Here is a 25,653-nt window from a genome sequence, read left to right on the forward strand (position 1 = left end):
CCCGACCCCCTTCCGCCCCAGAGGAGTTCCCATGTCGTGGGAGGCTGCCGGCCGCCCCGTGGCCCGCTGGCTCGCCCTGCTGATGTCCCTGTTCCTGCTCGCGGCCGCCCCGCTGCTGGGGCCCGGTTCGAAGGCCTACGCGGCGTCCGTCGCGCTGAGCGCCGACGGCTCCAGCTGGGCCGGTCCGGCGATCGACCAGTGGCGCCAGGACGTCGGACCGCAGGGCATCCAGATCAGCTTCAATCCGATCGGCTCGGCGGCCGGCCGCAACTCGTGGCTGCTCGGGCAGGACGACTTCACCGCCTCCGACGTGCCGTTCCGCACCACCCAGGACTCCGGTGTGAACTCGGCGGGCCAGCGCACCGGCACCGGTGGCGTGGAGACGATGACGTACGGCTTCTCGTACATCCCGATCACCGCCGGTGGCACGACCTTCATGTACAACCTGGTGGTCGGCGGCAAGCAGGTCCGCGACCTGCGGCTGTCCCCGCAGACCATCGTGGACATCTTCACCAGCAAGATCACCAACTGGAACGACCCGAAGATCACCGCGGACTACGGCAGGACGCTGCCCAACCTGCCGATCACCCCGGTGGTCCGCTCCGACGGCTCCGGCGCCACCGCGCAGTTCACCCGTTGGATGGAGCACACCCACAAGGACCAGTGGGACGCGTACTGCGCGTCCGTCAACGGCGTCTCCTGCGGTGATTACACCGAGTTCTTCCCGCCGTCCGGCCGGATGGTCGCCCAGAACGGCTCGGACGTCGTGGCCGGCTACATCAAGGCGCCCTCCGGCCTCGGCACCATCGGCTACGACGAGTACGCCTTCGCCAAGCGCAGCAACTGGCCGGTCGTGAAGGTGCTCAACCAGGCCGGCTACTACTCGCTGCCGACCGCCTCCAACGTCGCCGTGGCGCTCACCGCCGCCAAGATCCGCGGTGTGGACGACAACACCCCGTCCACCGACCCGAACTACCTGCAGCAGAACCTCGACGGCGTCTACACCATGGACGACCCGCGCTCGTACCCGATCTCCAGCTACAGCTACGTGATCGTGCCGCGCGCGGGTGCCGCGCTGCCCCCGCCGGGCCGCTTCAACGACGGCAAGGGCGCCGCGCTCAGCCGCTTCCTCGCGTACGTGCTCTGCGAGGGCCAGGGTGAGGCCGACGGCCTCGGGTACTCGCCGATCCCGCGCGGCCTGGTCCGCGGTGGGCTGCTGCAGACCAAGTCGATCCCCGGCAACGCCAGCCCGGTCGACCCGGACACGCTGTCCCACTGTGCGAACCCGACCATCGACTCGGCCGGTGCGCTGACCGTCCTCAAGAACGCGCCGATGCCCAGCCCCTGCGACAAGCAGGGCCAGCCGCTGGACTGCACCGTGCAGAACGGCCAGCCGGTCAAGGGCGGTTCGGGCGGCTCCGGCGGTTCGGGCGGTGGCGGCGCGGCCGGCGGGACCGGTGGCACGGGTGGCACCGGAGGGTCCGGCGGCAACGGTCACGGCGGCACCGGCGGCTCCTCCGCGGGCGCGGCCGGCGGCGGGGGCGGTGGCGGTGACGCGGGCGGCGCCGGGGGCGCCGGGGGCGCCGCGGCGGGCGGCGACCCGAACGCGGCGGGCGGCGCGGCGGCCGGGGATCCGAACGCGGCCGGCGGCGCGGGTGGCGACCTTGCCGAGAACGTGGTCGACCCGCAGACCGGGCAGGTGGTCGCCCGCAGCCGCGGCGGCTCCACGGAGGTCGCCGCCAACGTGGTCGAGGTGAGCGGCAAGCCCGAGGACTGGACGCTCTCCACCCTCACCGCGGTGGAACTGCTCGCCGTGGTGCTCGTCCCGCCGCTGCTGGGCCGTCGGCTGCTGCGTCGGCACAAGGGCTCCGGCGGTGGTTCGTGACGGCCCCGGTCCTGGAGGAGCCGGCCGTCCAGCCGCCGGCGCCCGTGGTCGAGGAGCCCCCCGCCCGGCCCGCCGTCACGCCCGCGCGGCGGCGGTTCCTCCAGGGCGCCTGGGCGGTCAGCCTGTTGGCCGCGCTGGTGCTGGGCTTCGTCGGCTACCTGTTCACGCTCTCGCACGTCCAGGAGCGGCACTACCAGTCGGCCGCGTACAAGACCTTCCGGGACCAGCTCGCCCGGGCCGTCGCCCCGACCGGCTCGGCCGACGACGGTGACCCGGTGGCGCTGCTGGACATCCCGGCGATCGGTCTGCACCAGGCCGTGGTGGTCGAGGGCACCACCGGCCGGGATCTGATGCGCGGCCCCGGCCACCGGCGGGACACCGCGCTGCCCGGCCAGGGCGGGGTCGCGGTGGTGTTCGGGCGCGGCGCCACCTTCGGCGCGCCCTTCGCCGAGCTGTCCAAGCTGCGGGTCGGCGACAGGATCGAGGCCACCACCGGGCAGGGAAAGTACACCTACACCGTCAACGTGTACGGCGACGGCGACCACCCGATCACCGACCCGGTCCGCAACCGGCTGGTGCTGGTCACCGGCGACTCCGACTGGATCCCCGGCTCCACCGTGATGATCGGCGCCCGCCTGGAGGGCGACCCCGAGCAGAACCCCGGCGGCCGCCCCGCCACCGTCGCGTACGACAAGGCGCTGGCCGCGGACAAGGGTGCGCTCGCCACGCTGCAGCTGTGGTCGCTCGCGCTGCTGGGCGCGGTGGTCGGCGCGCTGCTGCTGGCCCGGTACTGGCGGCCGTCGGCCGTCTACCTGAGCTTCGCGCCGGTGGTCGGCGCGCTGCTCTGGGCGGTCTACGAGAACGCCGCCGCCCTGCTACCCAACCTCTACTGACGCGCGCCCGGAGGACCGTACCGATGACCGACACCACCCAGCAGCCGTACGACGCGGCGGCCGACCGGGCCGCCGACACCCTCACCCTCCCGTCGGTCACCCCAGTGGCGGGCCCCGGCGACGGCCCGCTGGCCGGGCTGGAGACCCGGGACGTCTCCGCCTGGTTCGGCAGCCGCAAGGTGCTGGAACGGGTCTCGCTGGCGATGCCGGCCGGCGGGGTCACCGCGCTGATCGGCCCCTCCGGCTGCGGCAAGTCCACCTACCTGCGGATCCTCAACCGGATGCACGAGATGGTGCGCGGCGCCGCCCTGGCCGGCGAGGTGCTGCTGGACGGGGACGACGTCTACCGGCCCGGCCGGCGCCCCGCCGAGGTGCGGCGCCGGATCGGCATGGTGTTCCAGCGGCCCAACCCGTTCCCGGCGATGTCCATCCAGGACAACGTCTCCAGCGGGCTCAAGCTGGCCGGGATCAAGGTGTCCAAGGAGGAGCGCCGACACCTGGTGGAGACCAGCCTGCGCCGGGCCGGGCTCTGGGACGAGGTGGCCACCCGGCTGCAGACCCCGGGCGGCGCGCTCTCCGGTGGCCAGCAGCAACGCCTGTGCATCGCACGGTCGTTGGCCGTCTCGCCGGACATCCTGCTGATGGACGAGCCGTGCTCCGCGCTCGACCCGACCTCCACCCGCCGGGTCGAGGAGACCATCGCCGAACTGCGCGGGCGGCTGACCATCGTGATCGTCACCCACAACATGCAGCAGGCTCAGCGCGTCTCGCAGAGCTGCGCGTTCTTCCTGGCCACCCACGACACCCCGGGCCGGATCGTCGAGGCCGGGCCGACCGGGCAGATCTTCGGGAACCCGCGCGACCAGCGGACCTCCGACTACGTCAACGGCCGCTTCGGTTAAGGGAGTTGCCGGGCTACTGGGTCCTACCGGGGCAGGAACCCCTCCAGCACGGCCGCGACGCCGTCCTGCTCATTGCTCACGGTGTGCAGCGACACCGCCGCCAGCACCTGCGGGTGCGCGTTGGCGACGGCGTACGCGGTCCCGGCCCAGGCCAGCATCTCCAGGTCGTTCGGCATGTCACCGAAGGCCACCACCTCACTGCGGTCGATCCCGTGCTCGGCGCACCAGCGGGCCAGCGTGCTGGCCTTGGTGACGCCGGACGCGCTGATCTCCAGCAGCGGGATCGGCGCGGAGCGGGTGATCTCCGCCAGGTGCCCGGCGGCCGTCCTGGCCTCGGCGAGGAAGGTGTCCGGGTCGAGGTCCGGGTGCTTGGCCAGCAGCTTGAACAGGCCCCGCACCGGGCCGCCGTCCGCCAGCAGCTCCTCGGCCGGGCCGATCGCGCGGACCACGTCGTCGCCCCACATCAGCACCTCGTACTCGGGCTCGCGGGCCCACCCGTCCGCGTACTCGAAGGCGAAGGCGGTGCCGGGCAGCTTGGTCCGCAGCGCCTCGACCACCGCCAGCGTGGTCCCGGCCGACATCGGGAAGTACTCCACCAGCTCGCCGCGCCGGACGTCCACGATCGCGCCGCCGTTCGAGCAGATCGCCACCCCGTGGCCGCCGATGTGCGGGCTCACCTGCTGCATCCAGCGCGGCGGCCGCCCGGTCACGAACACCACCTGGATCCCGGCCGCCTCGGCCGCAGCCAGGGCCGCGGCGGTGCGATCGCTGACGGTGCCGGCAGCGCAGAGCAGGGTGCCGTCCAGGTCGGTGGCGATGAGGCGGGGGGTGGTGCGGGGTTCGGTCACCGGTCCATCTTGACCCATGGGCGCCGCCGGGTCACCGCCCGGGGCGGCGGCCGGAACCCGTGACCGTACGGGCGGGTTCCGGCCCTCCAAGCGCCGTTTCCGGCCGATTCGCCCCTGTCCGGGGTGTCGGTGCGGGTCGAACGGGCAGGAATGATCACGGTCACCCCGTCGGCAGGAAGAGCCATGCCCACAAGCCAGCTCCGAGACGAGCCGCCCCCGACCCGCCGCCCCACCACCGCCTACCCGGACGAGCCGGACGAGCCGGACGCGCCCGCCGCCTCCCGCGAACCGGTCCTGCTCGGTGAGGTCCTCTTCCACACCCTCGCCGAACTCGCCCGCCGCACCCCGGCCCCGGTCCCCGCCCTTCCCGCCCAGCGCACCCGCCCGCACCCGTGACCGCCCTGCGTCACCGCTCGGTGCGCCGCACCCAGCGCACAACGCGAGTGCTCCTGGTGAAGCACAGCGACGAGTGCATCGCCATGCCGCACGGCGGCGAGGGTCTCGGGCTCGGGCGCACCGGACTGTACCCAGGCGTACAGCGCTCGCCCTGGCATGACTGCCGTCGCGGTGGCCCTTGACCCGACAAGATGAACTGGCACGACAGCGGCAGATCTTGATGTTGTGGTCAGCCGCGATGCAGGGCTGCGGGCGGGCCCGCTCCGGCGGTAGGCGTCAACTCAGCTGGGCGAGGCCCTCGGTGGCGATCTTCTCGAAGACGGCGAGGTCGTTCTCGAAGATGGAGTCCGGGACGGGCCAGTGGATCACCAGCTCGGTGATGCCCAGCTCCTTGTACGTGCCCGCCCAGTCGACGAAGGCGTCCAGGGAGGCCAGCGGCTGCTCCGCCGTCGAGCCCTGGAGCAGCATCTTCTCCAGCTCACGGACGTCCCGGCCGCGGGCCTCGCAGGCGGCCGTCAGCTTCTCGATCTGTGCGGCGATCACCCCGGACGCCTGCTCCACCGGCACGTCCGCGGGCCCCTTCGGGTCCCCGTACGTCACCCAGCCCTGCCCGTACTCGGCGGCCAGCCGCATCCCGCGCGGGCCGGCGGCCGCCACGTAGAACGGCACCCGCGGCGTCTGCACGCATCCGGGGACATTCCGCGCCTCGACCGCCGAGTAGTACGCACCCTCCCGCGTCGTCGCGTCGCTGCGCAGCAGCTCGTCCAGCAGCGGCAGGAACTCCCCGAACCGGTCCGCCCGCTCCCGCGGCGACCAGGCCTGCTGCCCCAGCGCGGTGGCGTCGAAGCCCGTCCCGCCGGCCCCGATCCCTAGCGTGACCCGCCCGCCGGACACGTCGTCCAGCGTGATCAACTCCTTCGCCAGCGTCACCGGGTGGCGAAAGTTCGGCGAGGTCACCAGCGTGCCCAAGCGCAACCGCTCGGTCGCCGTGGCAGCCGCCGTGAGGGTCGGCACCGACCCGAACCACGGCTCCTCGCGGAACGACCGCCAGCTCAGGTGGTCATACGTGTACGCCGCATGGAACCCCAGCTCCTCGGCCCGCCGCCAGATCTTCTGCCCCTCGCCCCACCGGTGGATGGGAAGGATCACCGTACTCAGTCGCATGCCCCGACCCTACGCGTCGACGCAGGTGCACCAGAGCGGAACATCGGCCAGCCGGGAGCCGTAGCCGCCCGGCCGGCCACGCCGTCACAGGAGGCAGCCTGCGTGTTCTGTTCCGCGTCTATCGGGAGAGCCTCCGGAAATCCGCAATGGCACACGCCAGGTCGTCCCGGACGGGATCAACCTCCGAAAGCCTGCTCAGTTCACCTTCCGAAAATGAACTCACGGCAGCGAGGAGGGCGCCGATGAAGTCCGGCACCGACATTCGCCCGATCTCTCCTTGCTCGCCGACGGCGGTGACAACTCCCTTCGCCACCGTGAATTTCACCTGGAACGACGAGTCGACGCCGCAGAATTCGACGGTCCCCCGGCCGGACGAGACTGGCTGGCGGACCTGGTCCAGCAGAAGGCTCAGGGAGGGAAAGATCATCATCCCTTGGTCCGGGAGTTTCCCGACGGAACTCACGGATGAGCCGTCTCCGGAGATCTCGATGTCTCCGAGATCGAAGCCACTCGGCGTCCCCTGGGACGGCCTCCGGGAGAAGTTGAATGTGATCACGGCCGGTAGCTCTTTCCAACCGGGAAGAAAGTGACGACTCGGTTGCCATCATGCGAGTCGACCAGTACTCGATACCTTGCGCTCATGCCGTTCACGGTCATCCTCTTCTCGTACAGCTGCATACGTCGGCCCGGGTCGGATATTCGTTGCCCTCGCTTCACCACTTTCTCCACGGCGGCCTGGACGTGAGCCCGTGTTGTGGTGGGTGGCATCAGGTCGCCGTGGCCCTGGGCGCTGGTGCCTGAGATGTGGCGTTCATCGATGTGCTGCCACCCCTCCCTCTCGTTACCGTTCTCGATCCTGGGCCTGGTGCGGTGTGGGGACAGCCCCAACGGGTCCGTCCAGGTCAGCGGGTTGTGGACGTAGGTATCCGGGTTCGGGGCGGGAACCAGGCCGAGGGGGTCGGGGGTGATGTAGCGGGCGGTCTCGGGATCGTAGTAGCGGTGGACGTTGTAGTGGAGGCGGGTCTCGGCATCGAAGTACTGGCCGGGAAAGCGCAGCGGAGTGTAGGTCGCGCTGTCCCTGGGCCAGGTCGTGTGTCCCCAGAGGGTGGACACGGCGCGCCAGGCAACGGTCGCGGTGGCCGGGTCGACGAGTTCGGTCGGCGTGCCGACGAGATCGGTGACGATCGCGAAGAACCTGCGATCCACACACTGCTGTGCTACGCCGCCGGGGTCGATCGCTTCGGACTGGGCTATCGGTTGGACTCCGTTGTGGTCCCAGGTCAGGGTGTGCGGTCCAGGAAGATAGGGCGCACGGGTGGTCTGCTCGGTCAGGTTGGAGCCGTCCCAGGCGAAGTCGCTCTGCTCGACCACGGTGGTTCTGTCGGAAGCGAGCCGCTGTTTGGCGATGCGACGACCGAGAGGATCGTAGAGGTAGTGCCAGCGCGTGCCATCGGGTGTGATGACATCCGTGAGGCGGTCGCCGGCGTCCCACCTGTAGTGCCAGGTGTCAGGCTTCCTTGAGAGCCGGGTTACCTGGCGGAGCGTGGTGCGTCCGGCGGCGTCGTGCTCGTAGCGGACGCGGCCGGCGGCCGCGAGTTGGGTGCCGTCGAAGACCCGCGACCCCAGGGATGCCCGGGTGGCCCCGGTCGCCGGCCAGTCGGCCTCCACCAGGTCGCCACTCGCGTTGTACCGGTAGGTCTCGCCCCGTCCGACGGCCTGCACACCGGTGATGCGGCCTACGGAGTCCAGGTTGAAGGTGCGAGGACCTGCCAGGTGGTCATCGATGCCCACCAGGTGGCCGTCGGCTCGGTAGGAGTAGGCGCGGCCTTGCACGACTGCCTCCAGGCCACGGAGGGTCTGGCTTGTGAGGCGGTGTCGGACGTCCCAGGTGCTCGTCAGCTCGAGGCGACCACCGACGGTTCGGGTGAGCTCCCGACCGAGTGCATCGTAGGCGAAGGAGAGGCTGCCTGAAGTCGTTTCGAGGGAGATGGGCTGGCCACTGGCGGCGTAGTGCCATGAGCTGACGTGTCCGCTTGGAGTGGTTCGCCGGGTGACGCGGCCGAGGGAATCCCGTTCACGGGTGACAGCGTGTCCGTTGACGCTCTCGGTCAGGACATTTCCGAGAGCATCAACCGTACGGATGAGCACGGCATCCTGGTTCGAGGCCTGGATCAGATGCCCGGCGTCGTCGTAGGAGTAGGTGGACACGAGGCCATTCGCATCCAGCGTCGTGGTCCTGCCCAGCACGTCGTAGGTGTAGTGGGTCTCCTGTCCGAGCGGGTTGACATGGCAGATCAGTTGACCGGCGCCGTCGAGCCGGTAACTGATGGTGCGTCCGTGGAAATCACGCTCCTCCACCAGCCGTCCCGCTGCGTCGTATGCATAGCTCCAACTGTGGCCCAGCGCATCGGTGACGGTTGTGAGCTGCATGTCGGCGTCGTAGGCGAAGGCGAGGCGGGCGCCATCGGGCCCGGTTCGGGCAGCAAGGCTCTCGAAGTGCGTGTACTCGAACGTGGTGATCCGACCGAGCTCGTCGGTGTGGCTGAGGAGGTTGCCTTCACCGTCGTACGCCCACGCCTCCGCACTGCCGTCTGCGGACACGCGCGACGCCATGAAGCCTTCGACCGTCCACGTCGTACGGGTGGCCGATCCGAGAGCGTCGGTAACGGTCACTCTGCGGCCGAAGGCGTCGTACTCAAGGTGTGTGGTGCCGCCGGTGGGGTCGGTGATCTCCAAAGGGAGGCCTGCGGCGCTACAACGGACGAGGGTTGTCTGGCCGAGGGCATCGGTGACGGTGGCCAGGTGGCCGTGCTCGTCGTAGGCGAAGTGGGTGGTAGCGCCCAGCGGGTCGGTGAGGCTGCTCCTGAGACCGTTGTCGTCGTACGCCTGCAGCCAGGTGGCGCCACCCGGTTCGATGATGGATTCCAGCAGGCTGAGCCGGTCATGGTAGGTGGCGGTGCTCCTCCTCCCGTCCGGGCGCGTGATGCGCACGAGGTCACCGGCGCCGTCGTACTCGTAGTGGGTGGTGCGACCGAGCGGGTCGGTTTCGGTGAGTAGACGGTCGTACTCGTCGCGTTCGTAGGTGGTGGTGTTGCCGAGGGGGTCTGTCTGGGCGGTGATCTGGGCGTCGTCGTTGACCAGGTAGGCCGTGGTGTGGCCGAGGGCGTTGGTTTCGGTGTGGGTGCGCAGGCCGGTTTCGGGGTCGGGGGAGCCGTAGGTGAAGTGGAAGCGCAGGGCGCCGTCGGCTCCGCCTTCGTCGACCACGCGGTCGAGGTGGTCGTAGGTGTAGAGGTAGCGGGAGTCGTTGCGGTCGGTCCAGGAGAGGATGCGGCCGGTGACGTCGTTGGCGAAGCGCATGGGCTTGCCGCTGGAGTTGTAGACGGCGCTGAGGTGGCCGTCGGTGTAGCTGTAGCGCAGCAGGAGGGCTTCGCCGCCGGTTTCGGTGGCGTTGGCGAGGCGCAGGGCGGTGATGCGGTCGGCATCGACGGTGACGCGCAGTTCGTAGCCGCCTGAGTGAGTGATGGACTGCGGGACGCCGTCCTCGTCGTAGGCGAGGGTGTAGTGGCGGCCGTGGCGGTCGCGGACGCGGGTGAGCAGGGCTTCGGTGCCGCCGGCGGCGATGGTGAACTCGCGGGTGAGGCCGGTGGAGTGGTCGCGGAGGTGGTACCCGCCTGTGGCCAACCGCAGTTGGCGGCGCTCGCCGGCGCTGGCTTCGACGGTCTCGCCGGGGTTGGGGTGGGGGTATGCCTGGGTGATGCGGTCGGCGCGTATGTGGACGACGCCCTCGGCGTCGATCTCCAGGCGTTCGTCGAAGGTGCAGACCCACTTGGGGCCCATCCACCGACCCGCGATGTAGCCGGATTCGAAGTTGCGGGTGAAGAGCAGCGGGAGGGAGCCGGGGAGGGAGGCGTCGACCTGGTCGATGTACATCCGGCCGGTGGCCATGTCGACGGGCTCGCCCCCGCCGCAGCGGGAGTCGTGAGCCCGGCCTTCGGTGCGGGGGTCGCTGGCCTGGTCCCGGCCGCGGCCCTTCGGATGGGAGTCACCGCTGCGGGCGCCGCTGCCGGAGCCGGGGTGGGGCATGTCCTTGCCGCCGCCCTTGAGGAGCTTGTCCATCTCGGCGGCGTGCCTGGCCTCGGCCTGGCGGGTGTTGTGGGCGACCTGCTTCAGGTTGTTGCCGGTCTTGTGGTAGAAGCCCTTCATCGCCTTGCCGGCGTCGTCGGCGAGGGTCTTGCCGAGCTTCTGGGCGCTGTGCTGGAGGGCTTTGACGATCGGGTTGCTCATTCGAAGCTGACCCCCGCGACCTTGGTCTGGAACGTTTGGGCGTGCCCGGCGACGGCCTGTGCGTGCTCGTGCATGGTGCGGGCGTGGGCCTCCAGGGCTGCCGGGTCGATCTTGTAGCCGCTGCCGGCGCTGTTCGCGCCTGCGGCGGCCGCCTCGAAGACCAGCCCGGTGACGGCCTCGGAGACCGTGTCGATCAGCGGGCTGATCGCCGCCTCGATGACCTCGGCGATGATGTGCTGCTCCAGTTGCTGCACCAGGGCGTTGACCAGGCGCTTGCCGGCCTCCTCGATCGCGATCACGCCGGCCTCGGCCAGGCCGAGCGTCGCCACGGCGGCGGCCTGGTCGGCGATGAACGCAGCTGCGAGGACGGTGAGTTCGGCGATCGTCGCGATCTTCGCCGCCACGATCGTGTCCGCTGCGACGTCCAGCGCGGTCGCCACCGTGTGGCACGCCTGCACGATCTCGTCGAAGTGGTCGTTCGAGGCCGCGGCCCACTTCTTCGCCAGCGCTTCGTACGACTCGCCCTCGTACGAGTCGCCGACCTGCTTGACCGTCGCGCTGGAGTGCCCGTGGGTGGCCTCCACGTCCTTGGCGAACTGCCGGACATGGTGCGCGAAGTCGCGGACCTTGTCCTCGTTCACCGTCGGCCACTTGATCCCGATGAAATTCAGGAGCGTCACTACGTCATGCGGTAGCTCGATCGCCATGCCATGCCCCCGTTATTGCATGCGTATGCGTCATTGAAGGACAGCAGCATGGCTCAACAGGTTCCCGTTCACGCAAGGGAGGTCGAGAGGAACAGGAGCTTCCCCTTCTGGCATCCTGCCCGCCGTAAGGGTCCGTCTCGGTACCACCACAGGTCAGACGCGGGCTGGGGCTTGCGACGTGGCATCGCATCGTGAGTCGGAACGAGGGCTGAGGGTGAGGCATGTCACCTCGGGTGGCGAGGGGGCGCCCCCTCTTCCCGATGACGGAACGTCGATTGGATGTGGATCCGTCCGCAGGTCGGCTGCGGTGGGTGAACGATGATTGACCGAAGTCACGAGCGTGCCGAGCCGGATCCGCTCGGTCGCCGTCGCGGCGGCGGTCAGCGTCGGGACCGACCCGAACCACGCCTCCTCCCGGAAGCTCCGCCAGCTCAGGTGGTCATAGGTGTACGCGGCGTGGAACCCGAGGTCCTCGGCCCGCCGCCAGATCTTCTGTCCCTCGCTCCACCGGTGGATGGGGAGGATCACCGTGCTCAGACGCATACCACCGACCCTACGGTAGCGGTCAGCGGCCGGCGCCCTCTGACGTGACGAGGCACTACCGGGGGCCGCTCACCCAGTTCCTGCCGGATCTGTCCACCTGGCGGATCGAGTACCCGGTGTTCGCCGTTGACCGGCCCGACCCGCCGGTGCGGACCGGCTCCCTGTCGGATTCAACGCTGCAGCCAGCTCAGTAGGGTCGTCGCCGTGAACACCGTGCCCGACGCCAGACAGACCGCGCGCGGGGTCAGCCACCCGGGGCCTTCCAGGACAGGCCCCGGGGGTTGGGACTGCGGGACCGGAGCCAGCAGCGCGTCTGCGAAGGCCTGGGCGGTCGGCGGTCGGTCCGCCGGCTCGACGGACATCGCGGCCCGTAGCAGCAGGGCGACGTTCGGTGGGAGCTCCGTTCCGGCTGGGAGCGTCGGCAGCGTCGAGGCGGTCGGCTGGTCGGTCATCAGGGCTGTGGCGCGTCCGCCCGGGCCGAACGGCTTCTGCCCGGTCAGCAGCTCGTAGGCCACGACGGCCAGCGCGTACACGTCGGCCCTCCCGTCGAACCCGCCGGTCTGGAAGGCTTGTTCCGGTGCCATGTACGCGGGCGTGCCCGTGGTCACCGTCAGCCCGGATGCGTCGGCCAGTTGCTTCGCGCTGCCCAGATCCGCCACCAGCACCGCGGCGGGCGCAGGGCCGGTGGCGAGCAGCAGGTTGGACGGCTTGACGTCGCGGTGCACCACGCCCGCCTCGTGCAGGACCTGGACCGCGTAGCCCGCCTCCGCGGCCAGCCGCAGCGCCTCCTGCGGGTCGCACCGCCCGACCCGGTCCGCCAGGGTGCCGCCGCGTACGTAGTCCATGACGAAGTAGGGCCGGTCCTCCTGCACCCCGACGTCGTGCACCCGGACCACCCGCGGGCTGGCGATCCGGCGCAGCAACCTCGCCTCCACCAGAAACCGCTCGCGCACATCGGCGTTGGCGGCCCAGTTCTCGGCCAGCACCTTCACCGCGACCTCGGTGTCGAGCTCCGGATCGTAGGCCTTCCAGACCGTCGCGAAGGAGCCGGCTCCGAGCCGCTCCAGGAGGAGGTAACGGCCGAGCTTGCGCATGTGGCAGCATTCTGCCGGAGTCGGGGGGAGTGCGGAACTCCCGTTGACGGGTGGGATGCCGGGCGGGACGGAACGGGGGATCCGGGTGTTCGAGGAAGGCGAGCTGGAACGGCTCGTGGCGGCTGCTCAGGCGGGGGACCCGGGGTCGACGGAGTACCTGCTGGCCAAGCTGCGGCCGGTGGTGCTGCGCCGCTGCTCGCGCTTCCTGCCCCACCACGCCGACGCGGAGGAGGCCGCGCAGGACGCACTACTGTCCATCAGCACGCACCTGGGCGAGTACGGCGGCCACGGCTCCTTCCTGGGCTGGGTGACGGTGATCGCCTCGAACGCCGCCCGGTCCACGTACCGCTCGATGCGCCGGCGCGCCGAGGACAGCCACGCCGACCTCCCCGAGTCCGTCGACCCGCGCACCACCAGCGTCATCGCCGGGACCAGGCTCGACCTGATGGAGGCACTGGCCGCGCTGGAGCAGCAGCACCCCACCCTGGTGGAGTCCTTCGTGCTGCGCGACCTGGGCGACCTGACCTACGTCCAGGTGGCCGAGGCGCTGGACGCCCCGTTGGGCACGGTCAAGGACCGTATCCACCAGGCCCGCCGCTTCATGCGCGAGCGCCTGGTCACCGGTCTGTGAACGGCGGTCCCGCGGCGGGCGGCGGCCACGCCGTCGTCCGGCGCCGGTCCGCCGTCGCCGCCCTGGTGGCAGCCGCCGCGCTCGGGCTGGCGACCGGCCGGTTCGTCCTGCCACCGCCGCCCGGCGTGTCCGTCCCGCCGCCCGCGGCCTCGGCCTCCGCCTCCGCCTCGCCGACCGGTGCGACCGGTGCGACCGGTGTGACCGGTGCGACCGGGCCGGTGACGACCGCGAACCTTCTGGAACCCGCGGCGTTCAGCCCGGACGTCGGCGCCGGGCAGATCCGCGTCACCGACCGGTACGGCGACGGGGTTTACGCCAACCCGGCCTGTACCGGCGAGAAAACCCTCACGCAGACCCTGGGCGGGCCCGGTGCCCACTTCCGCGGACTGATGACCAGCTCCCGCACCGGCCCGGGCGACCCCACGCCGGCCGCCGACCACGTCGACCAGGTCGCCCGCGAGGTCGCCGCCGAGGCCCTGAGCCCTTCCCTGGCGCAGAACTTCACCGATCGCCTACTGCTGGAGGAGGTGCCCTGCCAGGAGGAACCGCCGGGGCACTGGGTCTACGGAAGGACCACGACGCTGCAGCTCGCCCCGGATGTCACCGCGAGCTGGATGGGCGCCTACCAGGGATCCCTCAACACCACCGGCGCAGCGCCCGTGGGCAAGGAGCCCTGCGGCGGCATCGCCGTGCTGCGCAGCGGCAACCACTACGGGGTGCTGGAGGTCGATGCCTGCCTGGGGACGGCCGCGATGGACCGCGTCGTCAGGACCGCTCTGTCACAGCTGTGAAACAGCCGGTCAGGGCTCCAACTTTCCCTCCGCCGGCGGCATCTCCCCGGTTGTACGAGGACGCAGCAGGCGTCCCGACCAGCAGGGGGACCAGATGACCGAGAACCAGACCGTCCAGCAGAAGTCCGTTCGCCGCAACCGACTCGCCGCCGCGGCCTGCTTCGCCGCCTCACTGATCACGGTCAGCGTCGTCGGCACCCAGTCGGCCACCGCCGACGGGGCCGCGCACAACGCCGCCCACCCGGCTGCGGTCGCGGTCGCCGCACCCGGACTCGGCTCCGCCGACCTCGTCCAGAGCGAGGACTTCCAGCAGGGCCTGAACCCGGTCGGCGCGACCGTTTCGCTGACCGGACGCCAGGCGCTGTCCGCGTGCTCCGGCGAGGAGACGATGCGCGACCTGGCCAAGGACAAGGCCACCGCGTACGCCTCCGCGACCTGGACCCTCGACACCGACGGCCGACTGACCGAGTCGGTCGCGAGCGCCCCCACCGGGGCCGAGGCCGCCACCTGGGAGAAGCAGCTCGTCGCGCTCGTTCAGGACTGCCAGGACGAGCCCGCCGGCCACTGGCACTACGGCGCGGCCCACACCCTGACCGTCACCGGCGGCACCGCCCGCTGGTACCCGGCCTACAACGGCGACGGCACCGTCAGCGGCGGGGCCGCGGTCCTGCGCAGCGGCACCAAGGTCGCCATCGTCGAGCTTGTCGGCCAGCCCACCGACGCCCCGACCTACGTCGAAGGCATCGCCACCGCAGCGCTGAACCGCCTCTCCTCCTGAACGGCAGCCCGGCTCCGCCCTCGCCGCCGGGCGGAGCCGGCCCCGAACATCGAAGAGGCTCGCACGCCCAGTGGCCGTGCACCCCCACCTACCAGGAGCTGGGCATCGACGAGGTCGTGCTGCACTGGCCGGTGCCCGGCCTGCCGCCAGATCTTCTGTCCCTCGCTCCACCGGTGGATGGGGGGGATCACCGTACTCAAGCGCATGCCATCGACCTTACGTGCCCGAACTCGCTGAGCGACGTCTCAGACCTGCGGGACCGGCGGCCGACCGGCGTCCTCCCAGCCCACCGCGGACCGGGCGCGGCAGCTGCCGAACACCCTGAGCCGCTCGTTGTAGTAGGTCCACGGGACCGCTCCGCAGAACGGGCCGATCAGCTGGAACTGCTGCACGGCCTCGGCGTACCGGCCGACGGCCTCCAGGGCGTAAGCGAGCATGTGCCGGACTTCCGGCAACCGGTGGTGTCCCGCAGGCGCCTTGACCACCGCACGCCACGCGGCATCCACCGCGGCAGCCGTGGCGGGCAGCCGGTAGACCTCCTCGTAGTTGTCGTCCTTGTACTCCTGCTCGAAGACGGCGAACAGCGGCAGTGCCACCAGCAGGTCTCCGGGCGGCGCCGATGCGGCGGCCTGCCGGGCGAACTCGTGCATCAACTCGTGGGAGCCGCGCCACTTCGCGCACCAGTACTGCAGGGCGGAGCGGTGCGCGCCGAAGTGGAACGGCGCGCGCGAGACGATCTCGGCCCACAGGGCCTGGAAGCGCTCGTGCGACCAGCCCAGGCCCATGGCGATCGAGATCTGGGCGATGTACGGGCTCGGGTCCGCCGGAGCGAGCTCGGCGGCCCGCCGGCAGGCGGCCTCCGATTCGGCGAGCACCCGGTGGAAGGCGTCGAACTGCTCGCGCGTGGTGTGCTGGGCGCCCTTGGCACCGCGCAGCTTTCCGGCCAGTGCCACCAGGGCGTCCGCGTGCACCAGTGCGGCGCTCGGGTCGTTCGGGAGTGCGGCCTGCCAGGCCTTGACGAAGGTGTCGTCCTCGGAGGCCACGTCGGCGAGGACGCCGAGTCGGTACCACCGCAGGTCCCAGTCAGAGCCGGCCGCGTCGAGGTAGGCGGCGGCCGTCTGCCAGTCACCTGCCAGTGCGGCCGCCCGCACGGCGCCGACCTCGGGGTCCGCGGCGGCGGCCCTGGTGGTGTCGATCTCGTTGCCGGGAGGGAAGTTGTAGTCGGCGTTGTTGATCGTGCGCACGCCACCGGCCGGAGCGGGTGCGGCGGCACGCTGGGCGCGACGGGACTTGCGGTAGGCCGATACCGCGGCGATGGCTATGACACCGGTGCCACCGCCGAGAGTGCTGAGAAGGTCCATGGTGCAGTCAGTTTCTGCTAGCAGGGGATGATGCTGATGATCAGCGGGGGGCCAGGGGGAGGTTGAGGCCGGCGTCTGCCAGCAGGGCGCGCAGCGGCTGCCCGTCCGGGGTGTCCGTGACCAGGGCGTCGACCGCGGCGGGCAGACCCTGGGCCAGGGCATCGGGCATTCGCAGCCGCATCGGCTGGGCCCAGGAGACGTCCCAGCCGGCCAACCCGGCGTCAGCCAGCGCGATCAGGACCAGGTCGGACAACGCGGTCCGCAGCACCGGGCGGGCGAACTCGCGGGCGACCCGGCCGGTGGCGGCCCCGGCCTGCGGGCTCTTCGGCAACCGGTCGGCGATCTCCCAGATCGGACCGGTCGTCAACTCGGCCAGCAGAGCGGCCGCCGGTAGGTCCAGGCCGACGGCCTGGCGCAGGGCGCCCGCACCCGCGGCATGCCGAGCCCGGCCGGTCAGCCGGGCCAGCTCCGGCCAGTCCAGTCGGCTCATGGCTGCGGAATCCGGCCGCAGAGTGACGGCCTCGACCCGTGCGATGGTCTCCTCGGGGAAGGCCAGCAGACCCAGGGCAGGTCCGGAGCGGTCCATCGGGCGTCCGTCCGGCGGTAGGGCCTCGATGGTGGCGATCCGGGCAGCGAGCGACGGGTGCGAGTCGTAGGGGCCCTGCTCGGCCTCGGGCACTTCCAGCTCCAGCCGGGCCAGCTCCTCCCGACGCGCCGGTTCGGCCAATAGGTGGGCCAGGCCGCCGTAGACCTGCCCGGGCAAGGGAAGCAGTCCGGCCTCCCAGCCGATCATCGCGTAACGGCCCAGGTAGTAGTCCAGCACCGAGTCGAGCACCGGGAGCCGGCGCAGGGCCGATGCCGTCGCGTCACGGCCGGCGAGCTTGACCGCGGCGAGGTCGGCGGCGAGCTCCTGCCGACGGCTCACCGCGCTGGAGACGGTGAAATACAGCCTGGCGTACGCCGTGAAAATCCGGGCCAACACCTGGTCGACGCCGCCGGACGCCTCCGGTGTCCGTACCCGCTTGCCCTTGGCACGCCGCTCCGCTGCCAAGGCCGCGAGCTCGGCGGCCTTGGCGGCCTTGTTCCGGGCGGCACGCTCACCCAGTGCACCGACGGTGTGCACAAGTGCCCGTCGGCCTGCATGGGTCAGCCCACCCAGTCGGGTGTCCCGGTTGCCGAAGTGGCCCAACTCGTGGGCGATCACGGCGTCGAGCTCCGCCGCGGTGAGACCGATCAACAGCGGGACCCCGAGCTCCATTCGCCGTCGCCCGGGCAGCAGCCCCAACAGCCGGCCGTCCTCGCAGACCTGGGCGTTGGCCTCCGCGACAAGCCTCACCTCGTCCGGTGCACGGGTGCCGGACTCCTGCGCCAACTGCCGTACTCGCGCCCACAGCGTCGGCTGCTCAGCCGGGCTGACCGGCCACCCCTGCGGTGGCTCCGTGTCGGACCCGCGACGAGTAAGGAACACCGTGCGCAGCACCGGGTACGCGAGGACCGCGCTCAACGCGTAGACCTTGAGCCCGCCAAGGCCGAACGGGTGCGCCGAGTCGACCGCGAGAAGTACGTCGACGGTGAGGAGACCGCCGACGATACCGAGGGCCAACAGGTAGAAGCCGACAAGCAGCGCCAGAGCCAGCAGACCGCGTGCCAGGAGCCCGATGCCAGCGGTCGGCAGGTGGTCGGCCGTACCGGTGACCGGCTGCTGGGAACTACCCATGGTGATACTTTCTCGCCGGGACCGGACAAATCCTTGGACCGCAAGCACGGAGTGTGACGGTCGGCGGTGATCGTATCCACCGGGCGTTCCGTTGGAAAGCCGCCCTCACAGCCGGGGCATGTGACAACGCAGCGGGGGGGGGCAGGGCGTCCTTGAGTGGGTGCCCCACCGGCATTCACCGGTATCGGCCTCCGAGGTCGCCGCTTTAGGTTCGAGGAGATCGCCATCAGGGCCTGCCGCATGCGAGTTTGAGCGACTCCGAACCACGGCTCGTCCCGGAACGACCGCCACGACAGTGGTCATAGGTGTAGGCCGCGTGAAACCCGAGCTCCTCGGCCCGTCGCCAGATCTTCTCGCCCTCGCCCCATCGGCGGATGGGGAGGATCACCGTACTGAGACGCGTGCCCTCGACCCTGCGCGTACGCTCCGGCGGGTGAGGTTCGGGCAACCCGCGGTGACGTCACCTGCGTGACCGCTAACGTGGCGCGACCGAGATCGCCCGGGCCGCGCTCCACCTGGCCGCCAGTCAACCCGAACTGGTCTTCCGCAACCCCGAGAAGATCGAGCAGGGGTGGGAGTCGATGCGGGCGGACCGGGCCACATTCATCGAGTTCTGCGGCAGCGACGAACTGGTCCTTCCCCCGGCCGAGGTCGAGGAGAAGCTCAACGCCTACTACCGGCACCAGCAGGAGGCCGCAGTCGCCGAGCGGCCCGACCGGGCGCGGGGCAGGCGGCTCCCGGGCCTGGACTTTCCGGCCTTCGAACTGCCGCGAGAACTTGCGGACTCGGACACCGTCGGCGTTATCTACGACGAGGTCGACGGGCTCAACTTCTACCCGGACTACGGGATGTTGCGGGACCTCTTCGCCGACCCGGCCCGCGCGGGCCGTAGGCAGCACCAGGACCTGTTGCGCACGTACCTGCGCGAGGAGTCGATCACGCCACTGCCGATCCGCCGCCTCGCCGCCGCCTACCCGGAGACCGTCGACACGGTGTTCCGGAAGCTGCTGCGGAAACCCGGATTCACCTGGAGTGAAGACGGCGAGGCCCTGCTGCACCGACGCAAACCCCGGTACTACGCACAGGAGCCCCGCCCCGGCGCCTCCGTGATCGGCGAGCGCCTCAGCGAACTCGCCGCAGGTAGCCGAGGACGGAAGTTCGCCAGGGCACGGCGCGTGCCGCGCCAGCCCGGTCACCCGTAGGAGCGAATTCGACCTTCACCGGTAGGTGCTTGCCTGAGTTGCAAGCTTCTCCGCAACTCGGGCAAGCACCTCCGCCGGCCCTGCTGCCTCTCCTGCGCACAGCTTTCCAAGGGGAGCTGTTGGCCCGGCTGTATCTGCATCCGCAGGAAGAGACCTCACTCGCCGAGATCGCCTCGCGCTTCGGCGTCTCGAGTGCGACCGCGATTAGCGAGTCGGACCGGTTGGTCGGGGCAGAACTGATCACCGAGCGGCGACACGGAAGCCTCCGCCCCCTGCAGGCCAACATCAACGGGTGCCTGGCGGGTTCACTGACCGAGCTGTACGCACTCACCTACGGCCCGATCGCCGTGCCCGGCGATCTGCTGCTGCCACTGGCCGGGGCTGCGGCGTTCGTACGCCGACGCGGCCGACAACCTCAACCCGCTTACCCGCGCCCACAACGCCGGCACCGACGTGCTGCCCACCGCGGTCCGGTACGCCGCCGTGCACAGCCCGGGAATGCCCCGGCCGCATCGCCGACTGTACGAAATCGTGACCCGTTCGGACCTCGACGAACCGCTGGGGATGCGAAGCGTGGGGCGCGAACTGAGGATGGCCAGGGCGGGCGGCGAAGGCGCCAGGATCCCCGCTCCAGATCACCCATCCGAAAGGGAAGTTATGAGTCCGATCACCGAAAGCCCTACCCGCGAACAGGTTGGGGCCCAGGATGTCCTGCTGGCGGCGTTGCTGGCCGGTCGTGGGGAGCGCGGCGAGGAGGGCGGCGAGAGTGTCATCGAGCACCCCCTGCTGCTGGCCGCGCTGGCGCGCCGCCGTGAGGAGGGCGGCGAGAGCATCATCGAGCACCCCCTGCTGCTGGCCGCGCTGGCGCGCCGCCGCGAGGAGGGCGGCGAGAGCATCATCGAGCACCCGATGCTGCTGGCCGCACTGATGCAGCGCCGTGGCGAGCGTGGCGAGCGCAGCGAGAACATCATCGAGCACCCGCTGCTGCTGGCCGCACTGATGCAGCGCCGCAGCGAGCGCGGCGAGAGCATCATCGAGCACCCGCTGCTGCTGGCCGCACTGATGCAGCGCCGCAGCGAGCGCGGCGAGAGCATCATCCAGCACCCGCTGCTGCTGGCCGCACTGATGCAGCGCCGCAACGACCGTGAAGAGCGCGGCGAGAGCATCATCCAGCACCCGCTGCTGCTGGCGGCACTGATGCAGCGCCGCTAGGAGCACGCTTACCCATCCACTTGAAGGGCCTGCACCCCAGTCCGGGGCGCAGGCCCTGCACCGGCAACCAAGGACTTGAGGAGAGCATCATGGCAGCCGAGCGCGGCGAAGAACCGGAACGGGATCCGGTCCAGGCCTTCATTGACGAAGCCTTCGAGGAGATGATGCGGGAGATCAGGATCCCGCATAAGACATCGGCGAAATACGGCAAGGATCCGTTGGCCTCGGCTCTGGTCGAAGCGGCCGCGGCCGCGTTGTCGCAACCCACCACCTCCCGGATGTCGGAGTTGGAACGGGTGCTGTTCGCGCAGACCCTCGCCACTACCCTGGCGGACGCGCTCGCGCCCGCACTGGCGCAGGCGCTGTCCGTGGAAATCATGAAGGTTCTCGACCGCCAAGCCACCTCCGAAACGGGCGACAAGGAGTTCGCCGAAAGCTCCCACGACGCTCGCGGTTCGGACAAGAAGGAGGCCCGCAAGAGTTGAGCCGCTGAAGAGAACCGCCGAGTTCCTCGTCCGCCGCCTCCACAAGGCGCGGCCTCCGTCGGCGGGGCTTGGCACGGACCGTCGGCCACGGCCTCTTCGCCCGCGCCGCCATCTTCCAGGAGGTCGGCGGCCTGCCCGCCTTCACGGTGCTCGACGATGTCGCCTTCGGCTATCGGCTCACCCTGAGCGGCATCCCGGTCGACAGCCTCCCCTTCACCATCACCGTGCCGGCGGCCGAATACCTTCCGAAGCTGCTGTCCCGCTGGTTCCGGAGAACTGGAAGGCGATGCCGGTGGCCAATGAGTCCGGTGACGGCTCGGCACTGGCCGACCACGCGGCGGGTGAGCAACTGGAGATCCTGCGTGCGAACCTAGGCGCCCTGACTGGCGCTGGGTTCGTGGCCAAGGGGTCCGTCGATCACCGGATCCGGAGCATCACGGTGGACGGGAAGTTGGCAACCCTGGTGGACTGCGTCGACGTTGGCAAGTGGATCCAGTACGAGGCGCGGAGCGGAAGAGTTCGGCCCGGCCAATTGACGGACCGTCCGAAACGACTGGCGAGTTACACCCTCGCGCCCAGGGATGGCCGCTGGCCGGTGACACGGAGCGAGGTGCTGTCGGAGTGCTGAAGGCGGACCAGGGGTGGCTCCCGTGATGCCGCGGTTCCAACTTGGCTGCGTTGTCAGACGATCGCCTCCAACCCCCTTGCGTCTCAACGACATCCGATAGGTCATGCTCTTCCTGAGGGCACCATCGAGGAGGGGGCACCATTGACCACGACGACGATGAGCGCTGACGACGACATCGCCCAGCCTCTTCCGTCACCCCCGCCTGCCCGGTCGCGGGCCGCGCGGCGGCGGAGGGTGCTGCTGGGGGTGGCGCTGGCCGCCGCGCTGGTGGCGGTGGGCGGGGTGGGGGCGGCGACGCTGGTGAAGTCCCCGGCGGAGCGGGCCGCGCAGACCGCGCCACCGCCGAACAGCCTGCTCACCGCGCCGGTGGTCAGCCAGGTGCTGACGCCCTCGGTGGCCGCCCGCGCGGTGGTGTACCCGCCCGCGCAGTACAACGTGGTCCCGGCCGCCGCCTCGACCGAGGTGACCGCGTTGTTCGTCTCCAAGCTGGGGGTGAAGCAGGGGGACACCGTGACGGCCGGGAGGCTGCTTGCCGAGGTGTCCGGGCAGCCGCTGTTCGCCTTACCCGGGCCGGTGCCCGCGTACCGCGACCTCAAGCCCGGCAGCACCGGCCCCGACGTGGCCGAACTCCAGTCCGCACTGGCCGGGTTGGGGCACGGGAGCGGCGAGGACGACCAGGGCTCGTACGGGCCCGGCACCGCCGCCGCGGTGGCGGAGTTCTACCGCGGGCTCGGCTACCCGGTGCCGACCACCGGCGCCACCACCCAGCAGGCCGTGGACACCGCACAGAAGGCGGTCGACACCGACCGGCAGACGGTGGACAACCTCACCGCGCAGAAGAAGGCGGGCGCCACCGCACCCCAGACCCCGCCCCGGACCCCGCCACCGAACCAGCAGCCCCAGCAACCCCCCACCGGCGACCTCGACCAGCAACTCGCTACCGCCAAGAAGCAGTTGGCCACCGACCAGGCCGCCCTCGGCAAGGCCGAAGCCGCCAACGGCCCTATGGTCCCGGCCGCCCACGTGCTGTTCCTGCCCACGCTCCCGGCCACCGTCACCGCCGTCAACGGCGCGGTCGGCTCGCCCGCCTCCGGCACCCTGCTGTCGCTCACCAGCGGTGGCCTGGCCGTCACCGGCCAGCTGACCCCGACCCAGGCGGCGGGCGTGAAGCCGGGCATGGCCGTCGAACTCCTCGCCGAGGACACCGGCACCACCGTCCGCGGCACCGTCACCGAGGTCGGCGCCCCGACCACCGCTCCCCCGGCCGGCAAGGTGATCACCCTCGGCGGCGCGGCGGGGGGCGGCAAGGACGCCGGGCCCGGCGCCGCTGGCCCGGCCGCCGGAATGCCCGACAACCAGCCCGGAGGCCAGAGTTACGTCCCGGTGGCGATCACCCAGGACACCCCGCTGCCCGCCGCGATGAACGGCAAGAACGTCCGGCTCACCGTCCTCAAGGCCAAGGCGGGAGCCCCCGTCACCGCCGTCCCGGTCGCCGCGATCTCCACCAACGCCGCGGGCCGGACCTCCGTCACGACGGTGGACCCCGCCGGGAACCGCACCACCGTCCCGGTCACCACCGGCGTCACCGCGGACGGCATGGTGGCCGTCGCCCCGGCGGACGGTGCCGAACTGCGCGCCGGCGACCAGGTGGTGGTCGGCAAGTGACCGCACCCGCCGCCGAGGCCGCCGACAAGCCCGTGATCGCCCTGCACGGCGTCGGCCGCACCCACCCCGGCCGCCCGCCCGTCGTCGCCTTGCACCCCACCGACCTGGCCGTCCACCGCGGCGAGTACCTGGCCGTGACCGGCCCCTCCGGCTCCGGCAAGTCCACTCTGCTGCACCTGCTCGGCCTGCTCGACACCCCCACCACCGGCCGCTACGAGCTGGACGGCATCGACACCGCCGGCCTGCGTGACCGGGACCGCTCGGCCCTGCGCGGGCACCGGATCGGCTTCGTCTTCCAGTCCTTCCACCTGCTCCCGCACCGCACCGCCGAGGAGAACGTCCTCCTCGCCCAGGTCTACAACCGCACCCCGCGCCGCACCCGCCGCGCCGCCGCCGTGGACGCGCTGCGCCTGGTCGGCCTCGGCCACCGCACCGACGCGCTGCCCGGCACCATGTCCGGCGGCGAGCGCCAGCGGGTGGCGATCGCCCGCGCCCTGGTGAACCGGCCCAGCCTGCTGCTGTGCGACGAGCCGACCGGCAACCTGGACTCGGCCAATGCCGGGGCGGTGCTGGACCGGTTCGAAGCCCTGCACGCCCAGGGCTTCACCCTGGTCGTCATCACCCACGACCCGTCGGTGGCCGCCCGCGCCCAGCGCCGGGTGAGCATCCACGACGGCGTGCTCAGCGAGGCGGGAGCACCCGTCCGGTGATCCGCATCCGACGACGCGGCGGGGCCGTGCTCCCCGAGCCGCCCTCCCACCTGAGCGCGCGCGACCTGCTCTCCGAGGCCCTCTCCGGCATCCTCCAGCGCCCCGGCCGCTCGGCGCTGACCCTGCTCGGCACCGTGCTGGGCATCGGCGCCTTCGTCGCCGTCCTCGGCCTGACCGCAACCGCCACCGGCCAGATCGGCGAGCACTTCAGCCTCACCAAGGCCACCACCGTCACCGTGACCGACCAGCCGCGCGCCGACGGCGTCGCCCCCGGCGCCAACCCGCCGAGCGACTTCCCCGCCGACGCCGACCACCGGATCGCCGCGATCGACGGTGTCCGGGCCGGCGGCGTCTGGTGGCCGGTGCCCGGCTCCCCGACGCTCTCCCGCCGCCCGGACGGCCCCGACGAGGGCACCGGACTGTCCGTCCTGGCGGCGACCCCGGGCGCAGTCGCCGCGATGGAGCCCACCCTGACCGCCGGGATCGGCCTGGACGAGTTCGTCCAGAAGACCGCGCAGCCGGTGGTGCTGCTCAGCGAGGCCGCCGCCAAGCGCCTCGGGGTGAGCCGCCTGGACGCCCAGCCGGCCGTCTTCATCGACCGCGTCCCGTACACCGTCGTCGGCATCTACACGGACGTCCAACGCCAGCCGGGCGCCCTACTGAGCCTGATCATCCCGGCCAACACGGCACTTGAGCACTTCGGCAACCCCTCCCCGCAGCCGGACCGAGGCGCCCAAGGGCTCGTCGCCACCAGGGTCGGCGCGGCACCCGTGGTCGCGACCCAACTCCCGCTCGCCCTACGCCCGGACGCCCCACACGCGTTCACCGTCGTCCCGCCCCCAGACCCGCACAGCCTCCAGGACAACGTGACCTCCGACCTCACCGGGCTGTTCCTGGCACTGGCCGGGATCTGCCTGCTGGTCGGCGCGGTCGGAATCGCCAACACCACGCTGGTCGCCGTCCTGGAACGGACCGCGGAGATCGGCCTGCGCCGCTCCCTGGGCGCCCGCACCGGCCACATCGCCGCCCAGTTCCTCACCGAGTCGACGGCCCTCGGCACCCTCGGCGGGCTGATCGGCACCGGCCTCGGTGTGGTGACGGTGGTCGGGGTGGCCGCGGCCCGCGAGTGGACCGCCGTCCTGCAGCCCGCCACCACCCTGCCCGCCCCACTGATCGGCACCGTCGTCGGCCTGCTGGCCGGCCTCTACCCGGCCCTCCGCGCCGCCCGCACCGACCCTCTGAAGGCCCTCAGGAGCACATAGGCGGGGGCAGCGGTAATGTCCCGCACATGTAGGAAGGACTTGACTCCGTCGACCGGGCCCGGCCGGGGCACAACTACGGGTCGGCTGAGGACACGCCGGTCTTGTTGCGCCGATGCGCAGGGCCGGACATCGAGGACGCGCAGGAAGCAGCCGCAGAACTGGACAACCTGCTGTTCCATCAAGGCGGCTGGGTCTGCGGCGCCGCCGCTGCCGCGCTGCCGCCTGATCAAGGCCGACGGCCTGGACCTCCACGTCGAAGACCTCGACGCGGTCGACGGCACCCCGGTCCTGGACGTGAAGCCGTGGTTTGCCGAGATGGGGCCGTGCGGAGAGCACCGCCAGGCCGACTGGACCACCATCATGCTCCGCGACTACTTCGCGCCGGCAGTCAGCGACTGACAGGACTCCGTTGGGAAAATCGCAAAGCGACACCCGAGTGGCCGGCAGGCTGACATGATCGCCTTGTCTGTCAGTGGAAGGGGGCTGGGTGTCGCT

Annotated in this window: 23 protein-coding genes and 2 pseudogenes; 15 read left to right on the top strand and 10 right to left on the bottom strand. The window is 71.2% G+C overall.

Annotation, left to right across the window (positions count from 1 at the left end):
• Window positions 1-31: 31 nt before the first annotated feature.
• Genes ABZW30_RS01720 through ABZW30_RS01730 form a run of 3 tightly spaced genes read left to right on the top strand, consistent with a single transcriptional unit; the run spans window position 32 to window position 3,680 of the window.
• Window positions 32-1,885 (top strand): substrate-binding domain-containing protein, encoded by a 1,854-nt coding sequence (locus tag ABZW30_RS01720; protein ID WP_355669007.1) that lies wholly within the window; start codon window positions 32-34, stop codon window positions 1,883-1,885.
• Window positions 1,882-2,778, top strand: a complete 897-nt coding sequence (locus ABZW30_RS01725) for a class E sortase (protein WP_355669008.1) — start codon at window positions 1,882-1,884, stop codon at window positions 2,776-2,778. Before ABZW30_RS01720 ends, ABZW30_RS01725 begins: the two co-directional genes overlap by 4 nt.
• Window positions 2,779-2,801: 23 nt before the next feature.
• The gene (locus ABZW30_RS01730) at window positions 2,802-3,680 is read left to right on the top strand and encodes a phosphate ABC transporter ATP-binding protein (protein WP_355669009.1); all 879 of its coding nucleotides are present in this window, start codon (window positions 2,802-2,804) and stop codon (window positions 3,678-3,680) included.
• A gap of 23 nt (window positions 3,681-3,703) precedes the next feature.
• On the opposite strand, the gene ABZW30_RS01735 is transcribed toward ABZW30_RS01730, so the two are convergent.
• Complete coding sequence (locus ABZW30_RS01735) at window positions 3,704-4,546, bottom strand: HAD family hydrolase (protein ID WP_355669010.1); 843 nt, start codon at window positions 4,544-4,546, stop codon at window positions 3,704-3,706.
• A 165-nt stretch (window positions 4,547-4,711) separates the two neighbouring features.
• On the opposite strand from ABZW30_RS01735, the gene ABZW30_RS01740 reads away from it, so the two are divergent.
• The gene (locus tag ABZW30_RS01740) at window positions 4,712-4,924 is read left to right on the top strand and encodes a hypothetical protein (protein WP_355669011.1); all 213 of its coding nucleotides are present in this window, start codon (window positions 4,712-4,714) and stop codon (window positions 4,922-4,924) included.
• 276 nt (window positions 4,925-5,200) lie between these two features.
• Here ABZW30_RS01740 and ABZW30_RS01745 read toward each other — a convergent pair whose 3' ends face one another.
• From ABZW30_RS01745 to ABZW30_RS01770, 6 genes and pseudogenes are all read right to left on the bottom strand, one after another.
• On the bottom strand, window positions 5,201-6,088 hold the full coding sequence (locus ABZW30_RS01745; RefSeq protein ID WP_355669012.1) for an LLM class flavin-dependent oxidoreductase: 888 nt from the start codon (window positions 6,086-6,088) through the stop codon (window positions 5,201-5,203).
• A 118-nt stretch (window positions 6,089-6,206) separates the two neighbouring features.
• Window positions 6,207-6,644, bottom strand: a complete 438-nt coding sequence (locus ABZW30_RS01750) for a hypothetical protein (RefSeq protein WP_355669013.1) — start codon at window positions 6,642-6,644, stop codon at window positions 6,207-6,209.
• Window positions 6,641-10,372 carry an RHS repeat-associated core domain-containing protein gene (locus ABZW30_RS01755; RefSeq protein WP_355669014.1) on the bottom strand — a complete coding sequence of 1,244 codons (3,732 nt, stop codon included), beginning with the start codon at window positions 10,370-10,372 and terminating at the stop codon, window positions 6,641-6,643. The genes ABZW30_RS01750 and ABZW30_RS01755 overlap by 4 nt, the downstream gene beginning before the upstream one ends.
• Window positions 10,369-11,052, bottom strand: a complete 684-nt coding sequence (locus tag ABZW30_RS01760) for a WXG100 family type VII secretion target (protein ID WP_355669015.1) — start codon at window positions 11,050-11,052, stop codon at window positions 10,369-10,371. Before ABZW30_RS01760 ends, ABZW30_RS01755 begins: the two co-directional genes overlap by 4 nt.
• 336 nt (window positions 11,053-11,388) lie before the next feature.
• Window positions 11,389-11,622: pseudogene (locus ABZW30_RS01765) on the bottom strand (LLM class flavin-dependent oxidoreductase); the annotation flags it as partial.
• 170 nt (window positions 11,623-11,792) lie between these two features.
• The gene (locus tag ABZW30_RS01770; RefSeq protein WP_355669016.1) at window positions 11,793-12,716 is read right to left on the bottom strand and encodes a serine/threonine-protein kinase; all 924 of its coding nucleotides are present in this window, start codon (window positions 12,714-12,716) and stop codon (window positions 11,793-11,795) included.
• An 85-nt stretch (window positions 12,717-12,801) separates the two neighbouring features.
• On the opposite strand from ABZW30_RS01770, the gene ABZW30_RS01775 reads away from it, so the two are divergent.
• The 3 genes from ABZW30_RS01775 (at window position 12,802) to ABZW30_RS01785 (ending at window position 14,916) form a co-directional block, all read left to right on the top strand.
• The gene (locus ABZW30_RS01775; protein WP_355669017.1) at window positions 12,802-13,347 is read left to right on the top strand and encodes an RNA polymerase sigma factor; all 546 of its coding nucleotides are present in this window, start codon (window positions 12,802-12,804) and stop codon (window positions 13,345-13,347) included.
• Window positions 13,344-14,138: a hypothetical protein gene (locus ABZW30_RS01780; RefSeq protein WP_355669018.1), complete on the top strand. Its 795-nt coding sequence runs from the start codon at window positions 13,344-13,346 to the stop codon at window positions 14,136-14,138. Before ABZW30_RS01775 ends, ABZW30_RS01780 begins: the two co-directional genes overlap by 4 nt.
• A gap of 94 nt (window positions 14,139-14,232) precedes the next feature.
• The gene (locus ABZW30_RS01785) at window positions 14,233-14,916 is read left to right on the top strand and encodes a hypothetical protein (protein ID WP_355669019.1); all 684 of its coding nucleotides are present in this window, start codon (window positions 14,233-14,235) and stop codon (window positions 14,914-14,916) included.
• Window positions 14,917-15,161: 245 nt separating this feature from the next.
• Here the strand turns inward: ABZW30_RS01785 and ABZW30_RS01790 are convergent, their stop codons facing one another.
• From ABZW30_RS01790 to ABZW30_RS01800, 3 genes and pseudogenes are all read right to left on the bottom strand, one after another.
• Window positions 15,162-16,277, bottom strand: coding sequence for a hypothetical protein (locus tag ABZW30_RS01790; protein ID WP_355669020.1), 1,116 nt, complete (start codon window positions 16,275-16,277; stop codon window positions 15,162-15,164).
• 40 nt (window positions 16,278-16,317) lie between these two features.
• The gene (locus ABZW30_RS01795) at window positions 16,318-17,994 is read right to left on the bottom strand and encodes a M48 family metalloprotease (protein WP_355669021.1); all 1,677 of its coding nucleotides are present in this window, start codon (window positions 17,992-17,994) and stop codon (window positions 16,318-16,320) included.
• 257 nt (window positions 17,995-18,251) lie between these two features.
• Window positions 18,252-18,442 (bottom strand): annotated as a pseudogene (locus ABZW30_RS01800) (hypothetical protein); the annotation flags it as partial.
• A 133-nt stretch (window positions 18,443-18,575) separates the two neighbouring features.
• On the opposite strand from ABZW30_RS01800, the gene ABZW30_RS01805 reads away from it, so the two are divergent.
• The 8 genes from ABZW30_RS01805 to ABZW30_RS01840 all read left to right on the top strand — a co-directional run bounded on the left by ABZW30_RS01805 (window position 18,576) and on the right by ABZW30_RS01840 (window position 25,557).
• Window positions 18,576-19,196, top strand: a complete 621-nt coding sequence (locus ABZW30_RS01805; RefSeq protein ID WP_355669022.1) for a hypothetical protein — start codon at window positions 18,576-18,578, stop codon at window positions 19,194-19,196.
• Between the two features lie 657 nt (window positions 19,197-19,853).
• Window positions 19,854-20,408, top strand: coding sequence for a hypothetical protein (locus ABZW30_RS01810; RefSeq protein ID WP_355669023.1), 555 nt, complete (start codon window positions 19,854-19,856; stop codon window positions 20,406-20,408).
• An 89-nt stretch (window positions 20,409-20,497) separates the two neighbouring features.
• Window positions 20,498-20,893: a hypothetical protein gene (locus ABZW30_RS01815; RefSeq protein WP_355669024.1), complete on the top strand. Its 396-nt coding sequence runs from the start codon at window positions 20,498-20,500 to the stop codon at window positions 20,891-20,893.
• 292 nt (window positions 20,894-21,185) lie between these two features.
• On the top strand, window positions 21,186-21,521 hold the full coding sequence (locus ABZW30_RS01820; protein ID WP_355669025.1) for a hypothetical protein: 336 nt from the start codon (window positions 21,186-21,188) through the stop codon (window positions 21,519-21,521).
• Window positions 21,522-21,677: 156 nt separating this feature from the next.
• Window positions 21,678-23,186 (top strand): peptidoglycan-binding domain-containing protein, encoded by a 1,509-nt coding sequence (locus ABZW30_RS01825; RefSeq protein WP_355669026.1) that lies wholly within the window; start codon window positions 21,678-21,680, stop codon window positions 23,184-23,186.
• Window positions 23,183-23,896: an ABC transporter ATP-binding protein gene (locus ABZW30_RS01830; protein ID WP_355669027.1), complete on the top strand. Its 714-nt coding sequence runs from the start codon at window positions 23,183-23,185 to the stop codon at window positions 23,894-23,896. Before ABZW30_RS01825 ends, ABZW30_RS01830 begins: the two co-directional genes overlap by 4 nt.
• The gene (locus ABZW30_RS01835; protein ID WP_355669028.1) at window positions 23,893-25,158 is read left to right on the top strand and encodes an ABC transporter permease; all 1,266 of its coding nucleotides are present in this window, start codon (window positions 23,893-23,895) and stop codon (window positions 25,156-25,158) included. Before ABZW30_RS01830 ends, ABZW30_RS01835 begins: the two co-directional genes overlap by 4 nt.
• Window positions 25,159-25,197: 39 nt before the next feature.
• The gene (locus ABZW30_RS01840; RefSeq protein WP_355669029.1) at window positions 25,198-25,557 is read left to right on the top strand and encodes a TrmO family methyltransferase; all 360 of its coding nucleotides are present in this window, start codon (window positions 25,198-25,200) and stop codon (window positions 25,555-25,557) included.
• Window positions 25,558-25,653: the final 96 nt, after the last annotated feature.

Source organism: Kitasatospora sp. NPDC004669, from assembly GCF_040609455.1.
Lineage (GTDB): Bacteria > Actinomycetota > Actinomycetes > Streptomycetales > Streptomycetaceae > Kitasatospora.

What these genes read in the sequence shown, in the direction of transcription:
- ABZW30_RS01720 (WP_355669007.1), top strand. Translation starts at nt 32, where the DNA reads ATGTCGTGGGAGGCTGCCGGCCGCCCCGTGGCCCGCTGGCTCGCCCTG.
- ABZW30_RS01730 (WP_355669009.1), top strand. Translation starts at nt 2,802, where the DNA reads ATGACCGACACCACCCAGCAGCCGTACGACGCGGCGGCCGACCGGGCC.
- ABZW30_RS01735 (WP_355669010.1), bottom strand. Translation starts at nt 4,546, where the DNA reads ATGGGTCAAGATGGACCGGTGACCGAACCCCGCACCACCCCCCGCCTC.
- ABZW30_RS01740 (WP_355669011.1), top strand. Translation starts at nt 4,712, where the DNA reads ATGCCCACAAGCCAGCTCCGAGACGAGCCGCCCCCGACCCGCCGCCCC.
- ABZW30_RS01745 (WP_355669012.1), bottom strand. Translation starts at nt 6,088, where the DNA reads ATGCGACTGAGTACGGTGATCCTTCCCATCCACCGGTGGGGCGAGGGG.
- ABZW30_RS01755 (WP_355669014.1), bottom strand. Translation starts at nt 10,372, where the DNA reads ATGAGCAACCCGATCGTCAAAGCCCTCCAGCACAGCGCCCAGAAGCTC.
- ABZW30_RS01770 (WP_355669016.1), bottom strand. Translation starts at nt 12,716, where the DNA reads ATGCGCAAGCTCGGCCGTTACCTCCTCCTGGAGCGGCTCGGAGCCGGC.
- ABZW30_RS01785 (WP_355669019.1), top strand. Translation starts at nt 14,233, where the DNA reads ATGACCGAGAACCAGACCGTCCAGCAGAAGTCCGTTCGCCGCAACCGA.
- ABZW30_RS01790 (WP_355669020.1), bottom strand. Translation starts at nt 16,277, where the DNA reads ATGGACCTTCTCAGCACTCTCGGCGGTGGCACCGGTGTCATAGCCATC.
- ABZW30_RS01795 (WP_355669021.1), bottom strand. Translation starts at nt 17,994, where the DNA reads ATGGGTAGTTCCCAGCAGCCGGTCACCGGTACGGCCGACCACCTGCCG.
- ABZW30_RS01805 (WP_355669022.1), top strand. Translation starts at nt 18,576, where the DNA reads ATGCGGGCGGACCGGGCCACATTCATCGAGTTCTGCGGCAGCGACGAA.
- ABZW30_RS01810 (WP_355669023.1), top strand. Translation starts at nt 19,854, where the DNA reads ATGAGTCCGATCACCGAAAGCCCTACCCGCGAACAGGTTGGGGCCCAG.
- ABZW30_RS01815 (WP_355669024.1), top strand. Translation starts at nt 20,498, where the DNA reads ATGGCAGCCGAGCGCGGCGAAGAACCGGAACGGGATCCGGTCCAGGCC.
- ABZW30_RS01825 (WP_355669026.1), top strand. Translation starts at nt 21,678, where the DNA reads ATGAGCGCTGACGACGACATCGCCCAGCCTCTTCCGTCACCCCCGCCT.